The organism is Geodermatophilus sp. SYSU D00700 (genome assembly GCF_054050255.1).
Window position 1 is genome coordinate 76,813 of sequence record NZ_JBJGZA010000012.1, and the last position, 17,750, is coordinate 94,562.

14 protein-coding genes are annotated in these 17,750 nt (G+C 78.0%); 8 read left to right on the forward strand and 6 right to left on the reverse strand.

The genetic code is table 11. The features are described from left to right. Positions 1-20: 20 nt before the first annotated feature. Positions 21-1,547, reverse strand: coding sequence for a DUF222 domain-containing protein (locus ACI79V_RS11545; RefSeq protein WP_456889338.1), 1,527 nt, complete (start codon positions 1,545-1,547; stop codon positions 21-23). Positions 1,548-1,894: 347 nt separating this feature from the next. Here ACI79V_RS11545 and ACI79V_RS11550 point away from each other — a divergent pair, with 347 nt between their 5' ends. The 5 genes from ACI79V_RS11550 (at position 1,895) to ACI79V_RS11570 (ending at position 6,217) form a co-directional block, all read left to right on the forward strand. Continuing rightward, positions 1,895-2,818, forward strand: a complete 924-nt coding sequence (locus tag ACI79V_RS11550; protein ID WP_456889340.1) for a hypothetical protein — start codon at positions 1,895-1,897, stop codon at positions 2,816-2,818. After that, positions 2,799-3,617, forward strand: a complete 819-nt coding sequence (locus ACI79V_RS11555; protein WP_456889341.1) for a DUF6544 family protein — start codon at positions 2,799-2,801, stop codon at positions 3,615-3,617. Before ACI79V_RS11550 ends, ACI79V_RS11555 begins: the two co-directional genes overlap by 20 nt. Positions 3,618-3,622: 5 nt before the next feature. Beyond that, positions 3,623-4,285: a hypothetical protein gene (locus ACI79V_RS11560; RefSeq protein ID WP_456889344.1), complete on the forward strand. Its 663-nt coding sequence runs from the start codon at positions 3,623-3,625 to the stop codon at positions 4,283-4,285. After that, positions 4,282-5,121: a hypothetical protein gene (locus ACI79V_RS11565; RefSeq protein WP_456889346.1), complete on the forward strand. Its 840-nt coding sequence runs from the start codon at positions 4,282-4,284 to the stop codon at positions 5,119-5,121. The genes ACI79V_RS11560 and ACI79V_RS11565 overlap by 4 nt, the downstream gene beginning before the upstream one ends. A 124-nt stretch (positions 5,122-5,245) precedes the next feature. Beyond that, a complete protein-coding gene (locus tag ACI79V_RS11570; RefSeq protein ID WP_456889347.1) occupies positions 5,246-6,217 on the forward strand; it encodes a universal stress protein in 972 nt (323 codons plus the stop codon). A gap of 10 nt (positions 6,218-6,227) precedes the next feature. Here ACI79V_RS11570 and ACI79V_RS11575 read toward each other — a convergent pair whose 3' ends face one another. Then, a complete protein-coding gene (locus ACI79V_RS11575) occupies positions 6,228-6,890 on the reverse strand; it encodes a phosphatase PAP2 family protein (protein ID WP_456889349.1) in 663 nt (220 codons plus the stop codon). A gap of 7 nt (positions 6,891-6,897) precedes the next feature. Continuing rightward, the gene (locus tag ACI79V_RS11580; RefSeq protein WP_456889351.1) at positions 6,898-9,303 is read right to left on the reverse strand and encodes a phosphatase PAP2 family protein; all 2,406 of its coding nucleotides are present in this window, start codon (positions 9,301-9,303) and stop codon (positions 6,898-6,900) included. A gap of 130 nt (positions 9,304-9,433) precedes the next feature. Here ACI79V_RS11580 and ACI79V_RS11585 point away from each other — a divergent pair, with 130 nt between their 5' ends. Together ACI79V_RS11585 and ACI79V_RS11590 are read left to right on the forward strand one after the other, a co-directional pair. Continuing rightward, complete coding sequence (locus tag ACI79V_RS11585) at positions 9,434-11,116, forward strand: RIO1 family regulatory kinase/ATPase domain-containing protein (RefSeq protein WP_456889354.1); 1,683 nt, start codon at positions 9,434-9,436, stop codon at positions 11,114-11,116. Next, positions 11,113-13,524 (forward strand): HAD-IC family P-type ATPase, encoded by a 2,412-nt coding sequence (locus tag ACI79V_RS11590; RefSeq protein WP_456889356.1) that lies wholly within the window; start codon positions 11,113-11,115, stop codon positions 13,522-13,524. Before ACI79V_RS11585 ends, ACI79V_RS11590 begins: the two co-directional genes overlap by 4 nt. 9 nt (positions 13,525-13,533) lie before the next feature. Here ACI79V_RS11590 and ACI79V_RS11595 read toward each other — a convergent pair whose 3' ends face one another. Both ACI79V_RS11595 and ACI79V_RS11600 read right to left on the reverse strand, forming a co-directional pair. After that, a complete protein-coding gene (locus ACI79V_RS11595; RefSeq protein ID WP_456889358.1) occupies positions 13,534-14,508 on the reverse strand; it encodes a hypothetical protein in 975 nt (324 codons plus the stop codon). Further along, positions 14,505-15,080 carry a flavodoxin domain-containing protein gene (locus tag ACI79V_RS11600; RefSeq protein WP_456889360.1) on the reverse strand — a complete coding sequence of 192 codons (576 nt, stop codon included), beginning with the start codon at positions 15,078-15,080 and terminating at the stop codon, positions 14,505-14,507. Before ACI79V_RS11600 ends, ACI79V_RS11595 begins: the two co-directional genes overlap by 4 nt. Positions 15,081-15,277: 197 nt before the next feature. Between ACI79V_RS11600 and ACI79V_RS11605 the strand changes: the two genes are divergently transcribed. Beyond that, positions 15,278-15,949, forward strand: coding sequence for a response regulator (locus ACI79V_RS11605; RefSeq protein WP_456889361.1), 672 nt, complete (start codon positions 15,278-15,280; stop codon positions 15,947-15,949). Between the two features lie 19 nt (positions 15,950-15,968). Here the strand turns inward: ACI79V_RS11605 and ACI79V_RS11610 are convergent, their stop codons facing one another. Further along, positions 15,969-17,678 carry a GAF domain-containing protein gene (locus ACI79V_RS11610; RefSeq protein ID WP_456889363.1) on the reverse strand — a complete coding sequence of 570 codons (1,710 nt, stop codon included), beginning with the start codon at positions 17,676-17,678 and terminating at the stop codon, positions 15,969-15,971. Between the last annotated feature and the right edge of the window lie 72 nt (positions 17,679-17,750).

The following is a 17,750-nucleotide window of genomic DNA, read 5'->3' on the forward strand; positions in this document are numbered from 1 at the left end:
ACCGCTCCCGTGCCCGTCGCTCAGAAGGGCGGTGGGTCGTCGGCCGGGTCGGCGGATGGCGGTGGTGATCCGGGGTCGTCCGGTGGCGGCTCGGGAGCTGCCGGGGGTGGTCGCACCCCGGGTGGGCGGGTGGTGCGGGTGATGCCGGAGGGTGTGGTGACGGTGAGCGTGCCGTCGTCGCTCATGGTGAAGCGCCAGCCGCGGGCGAAGGTCTTGAGCCGGTGGTGGCTCCGGCACAGGCAGCACAGGTTGGCGCAGTCGGTGACCCCGCCGCGGGCGTGCGGGAGGACGTGGTCGGCGTCGGCCCAGCCCACCCGCTGGCCGCAGGTGGGGAACCGGCAGGTGCGGTCGCGGGTGCGCACGAACGCCTGCTGCGCCGCCGACGGGGTGTAGCGGTCGACCGGGTCGGGCCGGTCCAGCACCGCGCATCCGCAGTCCGGCTCGTCGGCGGTGTCGGGGTGATCGGCGTGCTGGTCGCAGCCGCGGGCGGCCAGCCGGCGCAGCCGGTCCAGCGTGCCGGTGGCCCGCAGCGTGCCGTCGGCGTCGGTCAGCGCCACCGTCACCGATCCGCCGTCGGGCGCCCGCACGCCGAGCGCGTCCAGTTGGGCCAGTAGCTCGCGGAGGTGGGTGGCGGTGATGGGCAGCCCGTTGACCTCCCCGGCCTCCGCCGAGCGGCCGGCGAGGGCGGCCAGGGTGGCGATGATGGTCAGGTGCGCGGTCACCGCCGGGCGGTCGGTCTGCCAGGGCCGCTGGATCAGGTCGGCGAGCACCGCGCAGCGCAGCTCGCCGATGGGACGCTCGTCGCCGTCGGCCTTGAGCATCCGCGCCAGGCCGTCGATGACCGCCTCGCAGGCGGCGGCCACCTCGGCGGGCAGCTCGGCGGCCAGCGTGGCCATGCCCTCCAGCGGGGAGGGATCGACGTGCACGTCCGCCCAGCGCCGCGCCTGCTGCTTGCGCCGTCCGACGGCGTCGGCGTCGAGGTCGAGCAGCAAGGCGAGGGCCTGCTGCTTGAGCCGGCCCACGGTCAGCCCGGTGGCCTCGGGCAGCAGCCGGGCTTCGATGCGGCGGGCGATCCCCGCGTCGGCGTGTTCGAGCACATCGACCAGCGCCTTGGCGCGGGTCTCGTCGAGGGTGCCGGCGGCCAGCGCGGCCCAGGTGGCGGGCAGCTTCTCCCGGTAGGTCCAGGCGCGGTGGGCCAGGTGGTTGGCGGTGCCGCGGCCGCAGTTGAGGATCAGCGCCAGCTCGGCGGTGAAGAACTCCGACACACCCGGCAGCTCGGTGTCCGGCGCCCACGAACCCGTGCGCGCACCCGGCGTGCCCGGCGGCGGATCGTCGTCATCGGGCGAGTCGTCGGCCAGCCCGAGCACCAGCTCCACCTCGTAGGCCGCGGTCATCGCCTTCAGGGCCGCGACCCGCTGCAGCTCGGCGGCCTTCTGCTCCCGCGACAACAGGGACACCGGTAGCCGGCGGAACGGCGCGGGCGTGTCGATCACCGCGGCGAGCAGCGCCTGCTCCACCGGCGACCGGTGCTCCGCGACCTCCTCCACGACACCGAACCTACGGCGGGGGTACGACAGAACCCGCAGGTCGGAGCCGTTCCGGTGGAGCTGGGTCTCCGGCGCCACGCCCGCCCGGCGAGCGCATCCCGTGCGACGGAGTGACGTCAGCGGTGTCCCGGGACCCGGGGCGACGGTGCGCGTAGGTGCAGTCCCGTGGTGGGGGAGCGTGCATCGGTGCACACGGTCGCCGGTGCGTTGGGCCCAGCGGTTCAGGGTCCTTCGGCGGTGACCGTCCGGGCCCCGGGCTGCCTAGCGTCGGCCTGCCACCGCACCCCGGTGGCCGCGGGAACGGCTCCGGGAGGCCTCGCCTCCACGGCGAGGACGAGGAGCGGCACGTGAGGACGAGACTCCGCCGGTTGCCCGGGCTGGTCGCCGCCGTCGCGGCCGCGGTCGCCACGGTCGGGCTGGTCTGGCGCCCCACGGGGCAACCGGTCCCGGTGGTGACCCCGCGGGGGCAGCCGGCGGAGCTGGCGGGCAGCGGGCTGTACGCCCACGACACCGTCTTCACCGCGGCCGGCAACACCGCCGTCGACGCGGTCGTGCTGGCCTTCGGCGTGCCCCTGGTGATCACCACGTGGCTGCAGCACCGGAAGCGGTCACCGCGCGGGTCCCTCCTGCTCACCGGCGCGTTCGGGTACCTGCTCTACGTCTACGCGAACTACGCGCTGGGAGTCGCCTACAACCCGCTGTTCCTGGCGTACGTGACGCTGGTGGCGACGGCGCTGGCCGGTCTCGCCTCCGCCGTCGCGACCACCGACCGGGCCGTCCTGCGCCGCCTGGCCGCGGACCCCGGCGTGCCGCACCGCGCCCTGTCGTGGTTCCTGCTGACCGCGGCCGTCGTCACCGCCGTCGTGTGGCTGCAGCCCCTGCTGGCCGCGCTGGCGAGCGGCGGCACCCCCGCCCTCCTCGACGTCTACACGACGATGGTGACCTCCGCCCTCGACCTGTCGGTCATCGCGCCGTCCGCGGCGCTGGCCGGCCTGCTGGTCCGCCGCCGCGACCCGCTGGGCTACCTGGTCGCCACCCCGCTGCTGGTCCTGATCGTGCTGCTGCTGCCCACCATCGCCCTGAGCACGGCCCTGCAGGCCGCGGCGGGGATCACCTTCACCGCCGCGGAGGTCGTCGGCCCGATCGCCGGCTTCGGGGTCCTCGGCGCCGTCGGTCTCCGGCTGCTCACCCGGCTGCTGCGCGCCGTGCCGTCCGGTCCCCCCGTCGACACCGAGCAGAGCGAGGTCCCCGGTGCGCCCGTCCACGTCTGACCGGCCGCGCACGCCGTCGCGGCCACCGGGCGCCTTCACCCGCCGGCTGGCCGCCGCCGGCCTGCCGGCCGAGCCGGCGTCGGCGGAGCCGGTGACCGAGGCCGACCTGGCCGGGCTGCCCTCCGCCGCCGTCCGCTACGTGCAGGCGATGGGCGTGGTCGGCGAGCCGCGCACCCGCTCGCTGCGCGCCCACTGGAGCGGCCGCTTCCGCCGCCGCGCCGACGGGCCGTGGCTGCCCTGCGACGCGTGGCAGCTCAACACCGCCGATCCGGTGGCGCGGCTGTACCGGATGCGGCTGCTGGTCGGCCGCGTCCTGCCGATGTGGGGGTGGGACACCTACCGGGACGGCACCGGGCGGATGCTCGGCAAGGCCCTCGGCCTGGTCACCGTGGCCGACGGGTCGGGGCCGGAGTTCGACACCGGCGAGCTGGTGACCTGGCTCGACGACGCGGTGCTCCTGGCACCGGCGATGCTGCTGCACCCCCGCACCCGGTGGGAGGACCTCGGCGAGGACCGCTTCGGGGTGTCGGTGACCGACGCCGGGCGCACCGTCGGCGCGGTGGTCGCCCTCGACGGCGACGGCCGGCCCGCGTCCGTGTGGACGGCGGATCGCTGGGCCGACCTGCCCGGCGGGCCGGTGCGCACGCCGTGGAGCACCCCGGTGGACGGGTGGACCGTCGTCGACGGCCGGCTCCGCATGACCCGCGGCTCGGCCGTCTGGCACCTGCCCGAGGGCGACCTCTGCTACGGCGAGATGACGCTGCACGGCCTCGACCTCGACGTCCCGCCGAGGAGGTGAGGGCCGTGCTCCGAGGACTCCTGCTCGCCGGCGCCGGGGCCGCCGGCCTGGAACTCCTGCACCGCCACCGGGACTGGGGCGCCACCCGCGCGGAGGCCGGCGCGGTGCTGCCCGGCGACGAGCTCGTCCCCGGGCCGGCCGGCCAGACGACCCTCGCCGTGACCGTGGCCGCGCCCGCCGAGGAGGTGTGGGCGTGGCTGGTGCAGATGGGCCAGGACCGCGGCGGCATGTACAGCCACGACTGGCTGGAGAACGCCCTCGGCCTCGACATCCACACCACCGACGAGATCCGCGAGGAGTGGCAGCACCTGGCTCCTGGCGACCGGGTCGTCGTCGTCCGCGAGGGCTGGGGCCCGCTGCCGGACGGCTACGCCTTCCGCGTCGCGCGGGTGGAGCCACCCCGGGCGCTCGTCCTGCGCCAGGCGCCGCCCGAGCACCCGTGGAACGGCGTGTGGTCCTTCCACGTCCTCCCGGGCGACGCGGGGGGCTGCCGGTTGCTGGCGCGGTCCCGTACGGAGGTCGACCCCCGGCTCGGCGCCCGGGTCGCCGGCCGGGTGCTGGAGCCGGTGACCCTGGTGATGACCCGGCGGATGCTGCACGGCATCCGCGAGCGGGCGGAGCGCCGCGCCGGCCGGACGGCGGCCCTGCCCGCGGGCGGCCCCGCGTGACCCCGCTGCTGCGCCGTCCGGCGAGCCTGGCGGTGGACGTCCCCGCGGCCGTCCGCGCGGGGGAGCCCCTCACGGTGACCGTCCGCGCCGCCGACGGCCGTCCCGTGCCCGGCGGGACCGTCGAGCTGGTGCGGGACACCGCCCTCACCCGCACCCGGCGTCAATGGGGCGGCGCCGCCACCGCCGTGGCGGAGCGGGCGACCGCCGTCGTCGCCCGTGCCGACCTCGACGCCGCCGGCCGGGCCCTGCTGGCCGTCCCGGACGGCGAGGCCACCGTGGCCGCGTACCTCGTACAGCGCGACCACACCGTGCGGGCGCTGGCCCGCACCGCCTCGGGCGGCGACGGGGAGGGGTCCGCCGCGGTGCGCGTGACCTCCTGCGGGGCTCCGGACCGCGCCGGCAGGGCGCGACCGGAGGTCACGGGCGCGGACGCCGTCGACCTCGCGTTCACGGGGCTCTCCGGCCACGACCTGCACCCCGGGACCGTGCTGACCGGCACCGTGGTCGCGACCGCCCGGACGACCCTCGCCCTCCGCGGGGTCCGCGTCGAGCTGGTCCTGGCCGAGCGCGTGCCGGCCCGGCCGGGGGAGCAGGTGGAGGAGGACCGCACCGCGGCCACCGCCGTCGCCACCGTGCCGGTGGCCGGCACGGTGAGGGCGCGGCCCGGCGAGCAGCTGCGCTGGACCTTCCGGGTGCAGGCGCCCGACCCCCTCCCTGCGCCGTCGGCGAGCACCCCGGAGTACACGCTCCGGTGGCTGCTGCGCGCCGTCGCCGACCGGCCGCTGCGGCGCGACCCCTCGGTCACCGTGGAGCTGCGCGGGGCGACCGCCTCCTGATCCCACCCGGACCAGGACGAAGGTCCCCGGCGGCGGGGACGTCGGCCCGCGTCCGGCCGCCCGCGGACGGCGCAGTCTCGGGTCAGCGTCCGGCGGGTGTCCGGGCAGGAGCGGAGGCGCGACGGTGACGACGGAGCAGACGAGGGACCACGCGGCGCGGCCCGGACGGGTGGTCGTCGGCGTGGACGGCTCGCCCGGGGCGCGGGTGGCGCTCGCCTGGGCCCTCGCGGTGGCCGCCCGCGACGGCGCGCCGCTGGAGGTGGTCAGCGCCTACCCCGTGGACTTCTACTGGGCGGACCCCTACCTGCTCGACACCGAGCGGCTCGACGCCATCCGGGCGGACACCGAGGACCGTGTGCGCCACCTCCTCGCCGACGTGCGCCTGGACCCGGCCGTCGCGGCCGTCCCCGGCACCGCGGAGGTCCGCGCGGACGTCGTGGTGGCCGGCGGGGCCCCGCTCGACCACCTGGTGGCCCGGGCCGAGGGCGCGGACCTGCTGGTCGTCGGGAGCCGCGGCCGCGGCGGCGTGCGCAGCACCCTGCTCGGCTCGGTCGCCCTGCACTGCGTGGCGCACGCGCCCTGCCCGGTCGTCGTGGTGCACCCCGGCGCCGTCCAGCCGCCGCCGCGCGTGGTGGTCGGGGTCGACGACTCCGCGGTGTCGCGCGTCGCGCTGCGCCGCGCGGCGGAGGAGGCCCGCCGCCTGGGCGCGACGCTCGAGGTCGTTGCCGCCTACCGGCCGGAGGCCTACTGGAGCGACCTCTACGCCGTCACCGCCCCGCCGGCCTCGGAGACCGAGGAGCACGCCCGCGCCCGGGTCGGCTCGATCGTCGCGGAGGTGCTGGGGACGGGGGCGGCGGCCGACGTCCGCGTCGTGCAGGGAGCGCCGGGGGAGGCCCTCGTCGAGCGGGCCGACGGCGCCGCGCTGCTCGTCGTCGGCAGCCGCAGCCGCGGCCGGGTCATGGGGATGGTCCTGGGCTCGGTGGCCCTGCACTGCGCGGTGCACGCGCCCGGCCCGGTCATGGTCGTGCACCCGGACCCGGTCGCCGCGGAGGCGGCTGAGGCGACCGCCGCGGCGGTGACGGCTCCCGCCGGCTGAGCGTCCCCGGTCAGGGGCGGCTCCCGCGGACGGGCCCCCGTCCTCCCGTGGCCGCCCCTGACCCGCGGGCGCCGGCCGGACGCGCCGGGATCCCGACGACGAGCGTGAGGGCGGCGCCCAGCGCGGCCCCCAGCGCCGCGCCGCCCACGACGTCGAGCGGGGCGTGCGCGCCCAGGTAGACCCGGGCCGCGCTGTTGAGCACCGCCAGGACCAGCACGACCGCCCGCCAGCGCGGCCGCAGGTAGGGCCACAGCACGACCACGACGCCGAAGGCGATGACCGCGTGGCCGGAGGGATAGGCGATCCCGGCCGACGGCACGTCGCGCAGCAGCACGTCGGGGATGGTGCTGCCGGGCCGGCTGCGCTGCACGAGCCCCTTCACCACCTCCCCGTGCCCGAGCAGCTTGAGCGGCACCAGGGCGCACAGCGCCACTGCCAGCCGCCACTGCCGCAGCAGGAGGGCCGGGACGGCGACCAGCAGCGGCATCCCGAGGACGCCGACGAGCTGGACCACCCACAGCACCGGCTCCCAGGACGACGGCCAGCCGTTGACCCAGCGGAAGACCGCGGCCTCCGTGTCGCCCACCTCGCCCGAGGACACGGCCACCGAGCACAGCACCGTCACCGCCACGGCTCCCACCAGCAGGACCGCGTACGCCCGGGGGCGCTGCACCGGCCCGCTAGCCACCGGCCGGGCCCTCCGGGCGACGCGCCGGCCGGTCGAGCAGCAGGCCGATCACGCACGGCGCCCACGTGGTGAGCGACCGGGTGACCAGGACGGCGGCGCAGGCGGCCGCCACCGGGATCCCGAGGGCGCCGAGCAGCAGCAGGAGCGACGCCTCGGGGGCGCCGGGCAGGCCGGTGACGGGCAGGGCGATCCACACCAGGCGCAGGGCGGCGTAGCCGCCGGCGGCGGCGAGCACGGGGACCCCGCCGCCGGCCGCCTGCACCGCGGCCGACAGGACGGTCGCCTCGAGCGCGACAGCCAGCGCGATCCAGCCCAGCACCGCCATCCGGTCCCGAGGGGACGGCGGCGGCTGCCGGGACGGCGGGGCGTCGGTGTCGTCGTTGCCGCGGCGGGCGGTCAGCTGACCGGCCACGGCCAGCAGCCACGCCGCCGCGCCGGTGGAGGCGGCCGCCAGGACCGCGGTCGGGGTCCGCCACGCCGGGATCGACCCGTCGAGGACGGCGAGCGCGATCAGCAGCACCGCCGCCGCGGCCGCCCCCACCGGACCGGCGCGCCCGATCCGGACCGTCGCCGCGTCCGCGGTCGCCGGCAGCAGCCCGGCCCGCTCGAGCAGTCGCGCGCGGGCGCGGCGCTCCCCGTCCCGGCCGTGCACCAGTCCCACGTTCCGGGCGACCAGCGTGACGACGAGCGCCCGGCCGACCGACACCTGCCGGTCGGCGGCGTACCGGACGGCGGTCGCGCGGGCGAGGGCCGCCGCGGTGGCCAGGAGGCCAGCGCCGCCCACCCAGCGCCACCCCTGCGGCCCGCCGCTGGTGACGGTGGCAGCGATGCCCGCGACGAGCACCGGTCCGGTGAGGGCGAGGGCGCAGCCGAGGGCCACCAGCACCCGGGCCACGGGTCCCGCCGGGGGGAACACCGGGCGGTCCGGATCGGGCAGGTCCAGCCGGGCGCGGACGGCGGCGCGCAGCGCGACGCGGCGGGACGGGTCGTCGCGCAGCCGCTGCCGCGTCTCCGACGAGAGCGCCAGCGGCGTCAGCGAGGGCAGCGCCGCCGCGACGGCCTCCTCGCCGAGGACGTCGACCGCCGCGGCCACCAGCTCGACCGGGTCGGCGGGGGTACCGGGCGCAGCGGCCAGCGAGGCCAGCAGCTCGGCGACGTCGACGGCGGTCTCGTCGTCGGTGGCGCCGGTCCGGGCGTTGCCGAAGTCGACCAGCCACGGCCGGCCCTCCGGGTCGACCAGCACGCTGGAGGCCACCAGGTCGCGGTGCGCCACCCGCGCGGCGTGCATCCGGGCGACCTCGCCCCACACCTCCCGGAGCAGGCCGGGGGTCCGCTCCGCCGGTGCGAGCTCGTCGAGCGGCCGGCCCTCGACGTACTGCTGCACGACCACCGCGTCCCCGTCCCCGCCGCGGGCCAGCATCACCGACGGCACCCGCACCCCGCGGCGCTCGGCCGTCAGCGCGGCGACGGCCTCGTGCTCGGCCTGGTACCCGAGCGGTTCGAGCGCGTCGGCGTCCTTCACGTCACCGGCGACGAACTGGCGCCACATCCGGTGCAGCCGGTCCCGCTCGTGCCGGTCGGGCTCCAGGTACTTCACGTAGAGCCGGTGGCCCTCGCCGTCGACGGCCTGGAACGGCTGCGAACTGCGGGCCCGCACCGGAGCGGCGACCACCCCGGTCACCGGCAGTCCGAACCGTCGCAGCAGCGCCTCGACCCGGCCGGGCGGCACCTCCCGCGAGGGCACCCCGAACACCCAGTGCACCAGCGACCCGATCGCCCAGCCCAGGGCCACGCCGCCCACCACGTCGAGGGGCAGGTGGGCGCCCACGTACACGCGGGCGAGCGCGACCGTCCAGGCCAGCGTCCAGGCCACCCGCCGTCCCCGCCGGCTGAGGTACGGAGCCGCGGCGGTGGCCAGGGCCGCGGCCACCGCCGAGTGGCCGGAGACGAAACCCGCCCCGCCGATGGGGGCCTCGTGCAGCACCGCGCCGACCGGCAGGCCGCCCGGCCGCTCCCGGCCGACCAGGGCCTTCACCAGGTCGGCGCACACGTAGGCGAGCAGGCCGGACACCAGCAGGTCGCGGGCCGCCCGGAACCGGCGCCGCAGGACGGCGAGCAGCGCGAGCGCCGGGACGGCGAGGACGTTGCCCAGCTGCATGACCACCCAGACCACCGGCAGCACGACGGCCGGCAGGTCGTTGAACAGCCGGAACAGGTCCCGCTCGAGGGGCGGGAGCCGACCGCGCTGGGCGATGAGCACGCCGGTGCCGAGGACGACGAGGCCGAGTGCCACGCGGACCAGGTCGGTCGGCATCCGCTCGGGGGACCGGCGCCCCGGGGCGGCCGGGGGACCGGCGGCGTGCGACGCCTGCTCCTCGGGCGCGGTGCGGCTGGTCACCGGGCCAGTCCAGCGCTCTGCCGGGTCGGCGGGCAGGGTCCTCCGACCCTGCGCCCGGTGCCGCCCGGCCCGGGACACGGACCGGCCGGAGGGCCAGTCTCGGGGGGTGACCCCCGGAGGACCGTCCGCCGTGGACGGGGAGCACCCCGGGACCTCCTCCCCGCCGGTCGCCGTCGTCCGGCCACGCCGCCCGTCCTGGCCCGGGGGGACGAACCGGCGGCGTCCCTCGGGCCGCGACCGCACGCTGCCCCGGCGCGTCCCCACCGCGGTCCGGGCGTGGTCGGCGGTGGTCGCCGCCGCCGTCGTGCTGCTGGTGCTGGCCGACCGTCCCGGCGGGCTGCTGGGGCTGGACCGGGCGGTCGCCGAGCTGGCGGGCCCGCCGGAGCGCCACCCCCGCGCGGCGGACCTCGCGCGCATCGGCGCCGTGCTCGGCTACCGCTGCCTCTGGGTCCCCACGGCCCTGGTGCTGGTGTGGACGGCGCGGTGGCGGCACCTGCTCGTGTACCTGGGCACGATCTCGGTCGTCGCCGCGGTCGCGCAGCTGGCCGTCGGCCAGGGCGTCCTCGTGCGCGCCGTCCGCGCCGAGGTCACCGGGACGCCGGCCGCCGTGGAGTTCTCCGCCTGGCCGGTCGTGGTCCTGGCCACGGTCTCCGTGGCCACCCTGTACGTGCTCACGCCGTCGGGCCAGGTCCGGCGGTGGGGCTGGGTCGCCGTCGCGGCCCTGCTGACCACCGCCGTGGTGCCGCGTGTCTCCCTCGGTCTCGACGGGGCCTCGATGGCCGTCGGCGCCGTCCTGCTCGGGGTGGGCACCGCGGCCCTGGTGTGCACGGTGCTGGCTCCCGAGGACGCCCTCCCCGTCACCTGGCGCCGGCGCGTGGCCGCCCACCTGACGCTCGACGAGGCCCGCACCGCCCGGGTCCGCGCCGCCGTGCTCGAGCAGCTCGGTGTCGAGGTCCTCGCCGTCGAGCCGTTCCGGCTCGACGGGTCGGCCGGCTCCACGCCGTGCCGGCTGGTCCTGGTCTCCGGCCCGCCCGACGCGGTGTTCGGCAAGCTCTACTCGACCACCCACCTGCGCTCGGACCGCTGGTACAAGGTCCTGCGGGTGCTCCGGTACGGCCGGCTCGAGGACGAGGCACCGTTCTCCTCGGTGCGCCGGCTGGTCGAGCACGAGGACTACATGCTGCGGCTGCTCCGCGACGGCGGGGTCCGGGTGCCCGAGCCCATGGGCGTGGTCGAGGTGGTGCCCGGCCGCGAGTACCTGCTGGTGACCGAGCTGGTGCCCCGCACCGTCGAGATCCGGCGCTCGCGGATGGGCGACGCCGTCCTCGACGACGCGCTGCGCCAGGTGCGGATGCTGTGGTCGGCCGGCGCGGCGCACCGCGACCTCAAGCCCTCCAACGTCCTCGTCCAGGACGACGAGCGCGTGGTGCTCGTCGACGTCTCGTTCGGCGAGCTGCGGCCCAGCCGCTGGCGCCAGGCGGCCGACCTCGCCGCCGTGCTGCTCGACTGCGCGCTCGTCGCGGGACCGGAGCGCGTGCTCCAGCGGGCCCGGCGGCAGTTCTCCGACGAGGAGCTGGCCGAGGCGGTGGCCACCGTCTCCTCGCTCACCCTCCCCACCCAGCTGCGCCGGTTGCTGGCCGACGACGGGCGGGACCTGGCCGGCCACCTCCGGGAGGCGTTGCCGCCGCACCCGCGGATCCGGGTGCAGCGGTGGAGCGCCCGGCGCGTGCTGCTGACCGCGGCCACCGTCGGCGGGGCGGTCCTGACCGTCGTGCTGGTCCTGCTCAACCTGCGCGCGGGCGGCCTGCTGTGAGCGCCGGCCAGGCCACGGTCACCGCCGTTCCCGGTGCCGCGCAGCGGACGTCGTCGTCCGGCCTGACCGCCGCCCAGGTCGCCGAGCAGGTCGCGGCCGGGCGGGTCAACGCGGTGACGACGCGGACCAGCCGCACCGTCGGGCAGATCGTCCGGGCCAACGTCCTCACGTTCTTCAACGGCCTGCTGGCCGTGCTGTGGGTGACGATGGTGCTCGCCGGCCGGTGGCAGAACGCCCTGTTCGGCGGGGTGGTCGTCGTCAACTCCGTCATCGGCATCGTGCAGGAGCTGCGCGCCAAGAGGGCGCTGGACCGCCTGGCCCTCCTCCAGACCCCGCGAGCCCGGCCCGTGCGGGACGGCTCCGAGCGCGAGGTCCCGGTGGCGGAGGTGGTCCTCGACGACCTGCTGGTGCTGCGGGCCGGCGACCAGGTGCCGGTCGACGGCGTCGTGCGCTCCACCCGCGGCCTGGCCGTCGACGAGTCGCTGCTCACCGGTGAGGCCGACGCCGTGGCCAAGGAGTCCGGCGACCCGGTGCTCTCCGGCTCCATCGTGGTGGCCGGCAGCGGGCGGGTGCAGGCCACCGCCGTCGGCGACGACGCCTACGCCGCCCGGCTGGCCGCGCAGGCGCGGGTGTTCACCCGCACCCGCTCCGAGCTGGTCGAGGGGACCACCCGGCTGCTGCGCTGGATCGCCGTCGGGCTGCTCGTGGTCGGCCCCGCGGTGCTGTGGAGCCAGTTCCGGTCCCCGGACAACGAGGGCTGGCGGGACGCGGTCACCGGCACCGTCGGCGCGCTGGTCGGCATGGTCCCCGAGGGTCTGGTGCTGCTCACCACGCTGGCCTTCCTCCTCGGCGCCGCGGGCCTGGCCCGGAGGCAGACCCTCGTGCAGGAGCTGCCCGCCGTCGAGGGGCTGGCCCGCGTCGACGTCGTCTGCCTGGACAAGACCGGCACGCTCACCCACGGCGACGTCCGCTTCGACCGGCTGGAACGGCTGCGGGAGGACCCCGCGGCGGAGGGGGCACTGGCCCTGCTCGCCGCCGCCGACGCCGGCAACGCCACCGCCCGGGCCCTGGCGGTGGCGCTGCCCGACCCCGCCGGCCAGGAGGCGGTCGACGCGGTGCCCTTCGACTCGGCCCGGAAGTGGTCGGCCGTGCGGACCGGCGCCGGGGCGACCTGGGTGCTCGGCGCGCCGGAGCTGGTGCTGCCCGCGCCGGCCGGGCCCGCCGACGCCGCGGCCCGCGACCGCGCCGACCGGCTGGCCGCGGAGGGCCGCCGGGTGCTGCTGCTGGCCCGCGCGCCCGCGCCGTGGACGGCGCGCTCCGGTATCGCCCAGCTGCCCGCCGGGCTGGTCCCGGTGGCGCTCGTGCTCCTCGCCGAGCGGATCCGCGACGACGCCGCCGAGGTGCTGCGCTTCTTCGCCGAGCAGGACGTCGCGCTCAAGGTCCTCTCCGGCGACAACCCGCGGACCGTCGGTGCGGTCGCGGCCGCGGTCGGGCTCCCCGGGGTCACGGGGGCGGCGGACGCCGTCGACGCCCGGACGCTGCCCGAGGACCCCGACGCGCTGGCCGACGTCCTGGAGTCCACGGCGGTCCTCGGCCGGGTCACCCCGCAGCAGAAGCGGGCGGTGGTGCGGGCGCTGCAGCGCCGCGGGCACGTGGTGGCGATGACCGGCGACGGCGTCAACGACGCCCTCGCCCTCAAGGACGCCGACATCGGGGTGGCGATGGGCAACGGCTCGCCGGCCACCCGGGCGGTCGCCCAGCTCGTCCTCCTCGACGGGCGCTTCGCCGCGCTGCCGCACGCCGTGGCCGAGGGCCGCCGGGTGATCGCGAACATCGAGCGGGCGGCCAACCTGTTCCTGGTCAAGAACGTCTACAGCCTGGTGCTCGCGCTCGTCACCGTCGTCACGCTGGCCGCCTACCCGCTCGAGCCGGTGCAGCTGACCCTGGTGTCGGCGGTGACCATCGGCGTCCCGGGTCTCGTGCTCGCGGTCGCACCCAACCGGCGCCGCTACCAGCCGGGCTTCCTGCGCCGGGTGCTGGCCTTCTCCGTGCCCGTCGGCGTGGTCACCGGCGGGGTCTCCTACGGCGCGTACGCGCTGGCCCGGGCGCTCGAGCCCGGGGGCGGGGTGGCCGCGGCCCGCACCGCGGCGCTGCTCGCGGTGCTGACCACCGGGCTGTGGACGGTGCTCGTCCTTGCCCGGCCGCTGACCCCGGGGCGGGTGGCCCTGGTGGCGGCGATGGCCGGGGTGGTCGTGGCCGTCCTCGCCGTGCCGGTGCTGCGGGAGGACGTCCTGCTGCTGGCGATGTCCCCGACGGTGGTGCTGGCCGGGGCGGGGCTGGGCGTCGCCGGCGCGGTGCTGGTGGAGGTCGTCGCCCGGATGCCGGGGGCCCGGGCCGAGCGGGCGTGACCGGTCAGGTCACGGCAGGCCCGGCCGGCCGTCCCCGGCCCGGGGCACCGGGATGCCGGCCGTGCCGCCCCGGGTGGCCGGCCGGGCGGGCGGGACGACGCCGACCTCGCGGCGCGGACCGGGGACCGCCCAGTGCTGGCGGCGGGTGCGCACGACGGCCGTCCAGCACAGCAGGGCCGGCGTCGCGGTGACGGCGGCGACCGCCGTCGTCGTCAGCGCGGTGCCCGCCGTCGCGCCGGCGTCCCCGTACAGCACCGCCGACCAGGCCGTCGCCGCCCCCGCCGCGCCGACCAGCGCCAGGCAGCCGGAGACGGCGAACGCGGCCGGGCCCGCCCACCGCGCCCCGCGCAGCAGGCCCGCTCCGGTCGCCGCCGCGGCGGGCAGCAGCAGGACGAGGTCCGCGACGGCCACCGCCCACCGGAGCGCGGGCCCGTCGAGGTGCTCCGCGGTCGGGGCGCCCGGGACGGCCGCCGGCCAGGCCGGCAGGTACGGGCCGGCGACGGCCGGGACGACGGCGGCCAGCAGCAGGGCGCCGATGAGCCGGCGGCTGCGCCGGTCGAAGGCCGCGGTCGCCGGCGGCACCGCCCACCAGGAGCCGAGGGCCACGGCGGCGCAGAGCGCCAGCACGGCCCCCGACAGCGGCAGGGGCGCCGCGTCGGGGCCGGGGGTGCCGCCGCCGTCGGGGCCCCGGGCGAGCCCGGCGACCAGGTACCCGGCGGTCAGGTACCCGGCCGCCAGTGAGGTGCCGAGGGTCAGCAGCGGCCCGGCGGGGGAGCGCCGGCGGACCAGCACCGCGGCCAGCAGGGTCAGCGGCGCGACGGCGACCAGGCAGACCAGCTCGGTGCCACCGGTCGGCAGCGGCGCGAGGACGGCGAGGCCCGCGACCGCGACCGCGAGGACCGCCGTCGCCGGGGCCAGCCGGCGGGCGCAAGCGGCGCCGACCAGCCCGGGACCGGCGGCCGCGCGCAGGGGAGCCCGGGTCACCTCGGGTCGCGCCACAGGCCGGCGTCGCCGGTCGCCGGCAGGCCCCCGCCGACGGCGGTGAGCTCGGTGGCCACCTCCCGTGCCCACCGGTCGATCGCCGCCCAGTCGCGGTGGTCGCCGGGGTGCTGCCCGACGGCGCGGTAGAACAGCCGGCCCCACAGCGGCACGCCCTCGACGTACACGACCCCGGCGAAGAGCCGGTGGGACCGGGCCCGGAGGCCGCGGGGCAGCCCCTGCCCGATGCGGGCGAGCTCCTGCCGGGCGAGCCACCGGGTGACCGCGCCGCGCGGGACGATGCCCGCGACGCTGAAGCACCAGACCGGCGGGGGAGCGCTCGCCGCGACCAGGCGCGCCAGCAGGTCCCGGGCGTCGGGCAGCCACGCCATGTCGTGGACGGCGCTGCCCACCACGACGGCGTCGTACCCGGTGGGGTCGACGTCCGGGCCGGCGGGTCGCAGGTCCACGGCGTGCCCCGCCTCGGTGAGTCGTGCGGCCACCCGCTCGGCCACCCCGCGGGTGGACCCGCCGGCGGTCGCGTAGGCGAGCAGGACCCGGAGGGAGGTGTCGTCCATGGGGAGACCGTGCCGCCGGGACCGGGGAGCGGGCAGGGCCGGAGGGCCCGTCCGCGGCGGGACGGACGGCGCGCACGTCACACCGGCCCGGGACCTTCGGCCCCGCGCGCCCGGGCCGGGTGGCCACCTAGCCTCTGGGGGAGGCCCGCCGGACGGCGGCGGCCGGGTGCCGGGAACGGCGGACGGGGAGGTCGCGGGTGGCCGACGACGGGCAGCAGGACCCGATCCGGGTGTTCCTGCTCGACGACCACGAGCTGGTGCGCCGCGGGGTGGCCGACGTGCTCGGGAGCGACCCGGGCATCAGCATCGTCGGGGAGGCGAAGAACGCCGCGGAGGCGATGGCCCGGGTGCCGGCGCTCAAGCCCGACGTCGCCGTCCTCGACGTCCGGCTGCCCGACGGCGACGGCGTGGCCGTCTGCCGCGAGCTCCGCAGCCGGATGCCCGACCTGCACGTGATCATGCTGACCAGCTACAGCGACGACGAGGCGCTGTTCGAGGCGATCATGGCCGGCGCCTCGGGCTACCTGCTCAAGCAGATCCTGGGCGCCGACCTGGTGGGCGCGGTCCGCACCGTGGCCGCGGGTGGCTCGCTGCTCGACCCTGCGGCCACCACCGCGGTGCTCGAGCGGATGCGCCGGGCGGCGGAGCCCGCGGGGCCCCTGGCCAGGCTCAGCGAGCAGGAGCGCACGGTGCTGCAGCTCATCGGCGAGGGACTGACCAACCGGCAGATCGGTGAGCGCATGTTCCTGGCCGAGAAGACGGTGAAGAACTACGTGTCCCACCTGCTGGCCAAGCTGGGGCTCGAGCGGCGCACCCAGGCCGCGGTGCTGGCCACCGAGCTGCGGTCGGCCGCGCCCCGCCGCGACTGACCGGGCCCGGTCGGCCCGCTCAGGTCAGCGGGGCCCACCACCGCAGCCGGGTGCCGCCGTCGGGGAGCGCCTCGACGGCGAGGCCGCCACCCCGGCGGGTGGCCCGCTCCTCCAGGTTGCGCAGCCCGCTGCGGGCGGCGCGGGCGTCGATGCCCCGGCCGTCGTCGACCACCTCGAGCACCACCTCGTCGCCGACGTCGAGGGTGACGGTCACGTGCCGGGCGCCGGAGTGGCGGGCGGCGTTGCTCACCGCCTCCCGGGCCACGGCCACGACGTCGGTGGCCAGGTCCCCGGTGACGAGGGAGTCGACCGCGCCCGAGGTGCGGACCGTGGACTCCAGGTCGCCGGCGGTGCCGGCCACCGTGTCCAGGACGCGCCGGCGCAGGCCCGCCTCCTCGGAGGGGTCGGTGGTGTGCAGGTCGAAGATGCTCGTGCGGATGTCGCGGACGGTCTCGTCGAGCTGGGCGACCACCTCGCGGATCCGGCGCTGCGCCTGCGGGTCGCCCACCCGCGGCAGCACCGACTGCAGGCCGAGGCCCGCGGCGAACACCCGCTGGATGACGTGGTCGTGCAGGTCGCGGGCGATGCGGTCGCGGTCCTCGTAGACGTCGAGCTGCCGCGCCAGCCGCTGCTGGGCGGCGAGGTCGAGGGCGATCGCCGTCTGGTCGGCGAACGCCCCGACCAGACCCGCCACCGACGGGTCGAACGCCGGCGAGCCGGCCCGCCGGGCCGCGATCACCACCGCCGGCTCGGCGTGGGTCGACCGCAGGGGGACGGCGAGGCACGGTCCCCAGGCGACGTGCGCGTTGGGCCCGTCGTAGGCCACACCGGCCATGTCGAGCGTCACGATCCCCTCGGACCGGGACACGGCGTCCAGGACGGGGCTGGTGGCCGTGTCCAGCCGGCGGCCGGTGAGGTCCTCCAGCCCGTCGCCGACCTGCACCTCCACCTGGTAGCAGGAGCCGGCGTCCGGGCCGACCACGATCCACGCGGCCTCGGCGCCGGTCAGGGCGGCCACCCGCTCGGCGATCAGCCGCGGCGCCTGCCCGGCGGCGTCGGGGTCGAGCAGGGCGGCCCGCACGTCGGAGAGGGCCGTGGCCCACCGGCGCCGCTGCTCGGCCTCCTCGTAGAGCCGGGCGTTGTCGACGGCGACCCCGGCGGCGCCCGCCAGCGCGGTGAGCACGGCCTCGTCCTCGGCGGTGAACTCCCCGTGCCGCTTCTCGGTCATGTAGAGGTTGCCGAACACCGTCCCCCGGACGAGGACCGGGACGCCGAGGAAGCTGCGCATCTGCGGGTGCCCGGGTGGGAAGCCGACCGACGCCGGGTGCGCGCCCAGGTCGCTGATCCGCAGGGGGTAGGGCTCGGTGATCAGCTGGCCGAGCACGCCCTTGCCCTCGGGCAGCGAGCCCATGGCGGCCGCCTGCTCGGGGTCGATGCCCACGTGGATGAACGCGGCGAGACCGCCGTGCGGGGCGAGCACGCCGAGCGCGCCGTAGCGGGCGTCGACGAGGTCGCAGGCGGTCTCGACGATCCGCCGCAGGGTCGTCTCCAGGTCCAGACCGGTGGACACGGAGAGGAAGGCGTCCAGCAGCTGCTGGACCCGGGCCTGGTTGCGGGCCACGGCGGCCAGCCGGTCCTGCACCTCGCCGATGAGCTCGGTCAGGCGCATGCCCGCGAGGGAGGACTCGGCGGCCGGATCGGAGCCGCGCGCGGTACCGGTGGAGCTCATCGTGGTCCCTGCTGGCCGGCGGTGAGGCGTTGGCCCAGCCTGGCACGTCGGCGTCCGCGGGTGTAGGCCCCC

Coding starts and splice junctions, on each gene's coding strand:
- ACI79V_RS11610 (WP_456889363.1), bottom strand. CDS start 17,678: ATGAGCTCCACCGGTACCGCGCGCGGCTCCGATCCGGCCGCCGAGTCC.
- ACI79V_RS11600 (WP_456889360.1), bottom strand. CDS start 15,080: ATGGACGACACCTCCCTCCGGGTCCTGCTCGCCTACGCGACCGCCGGC.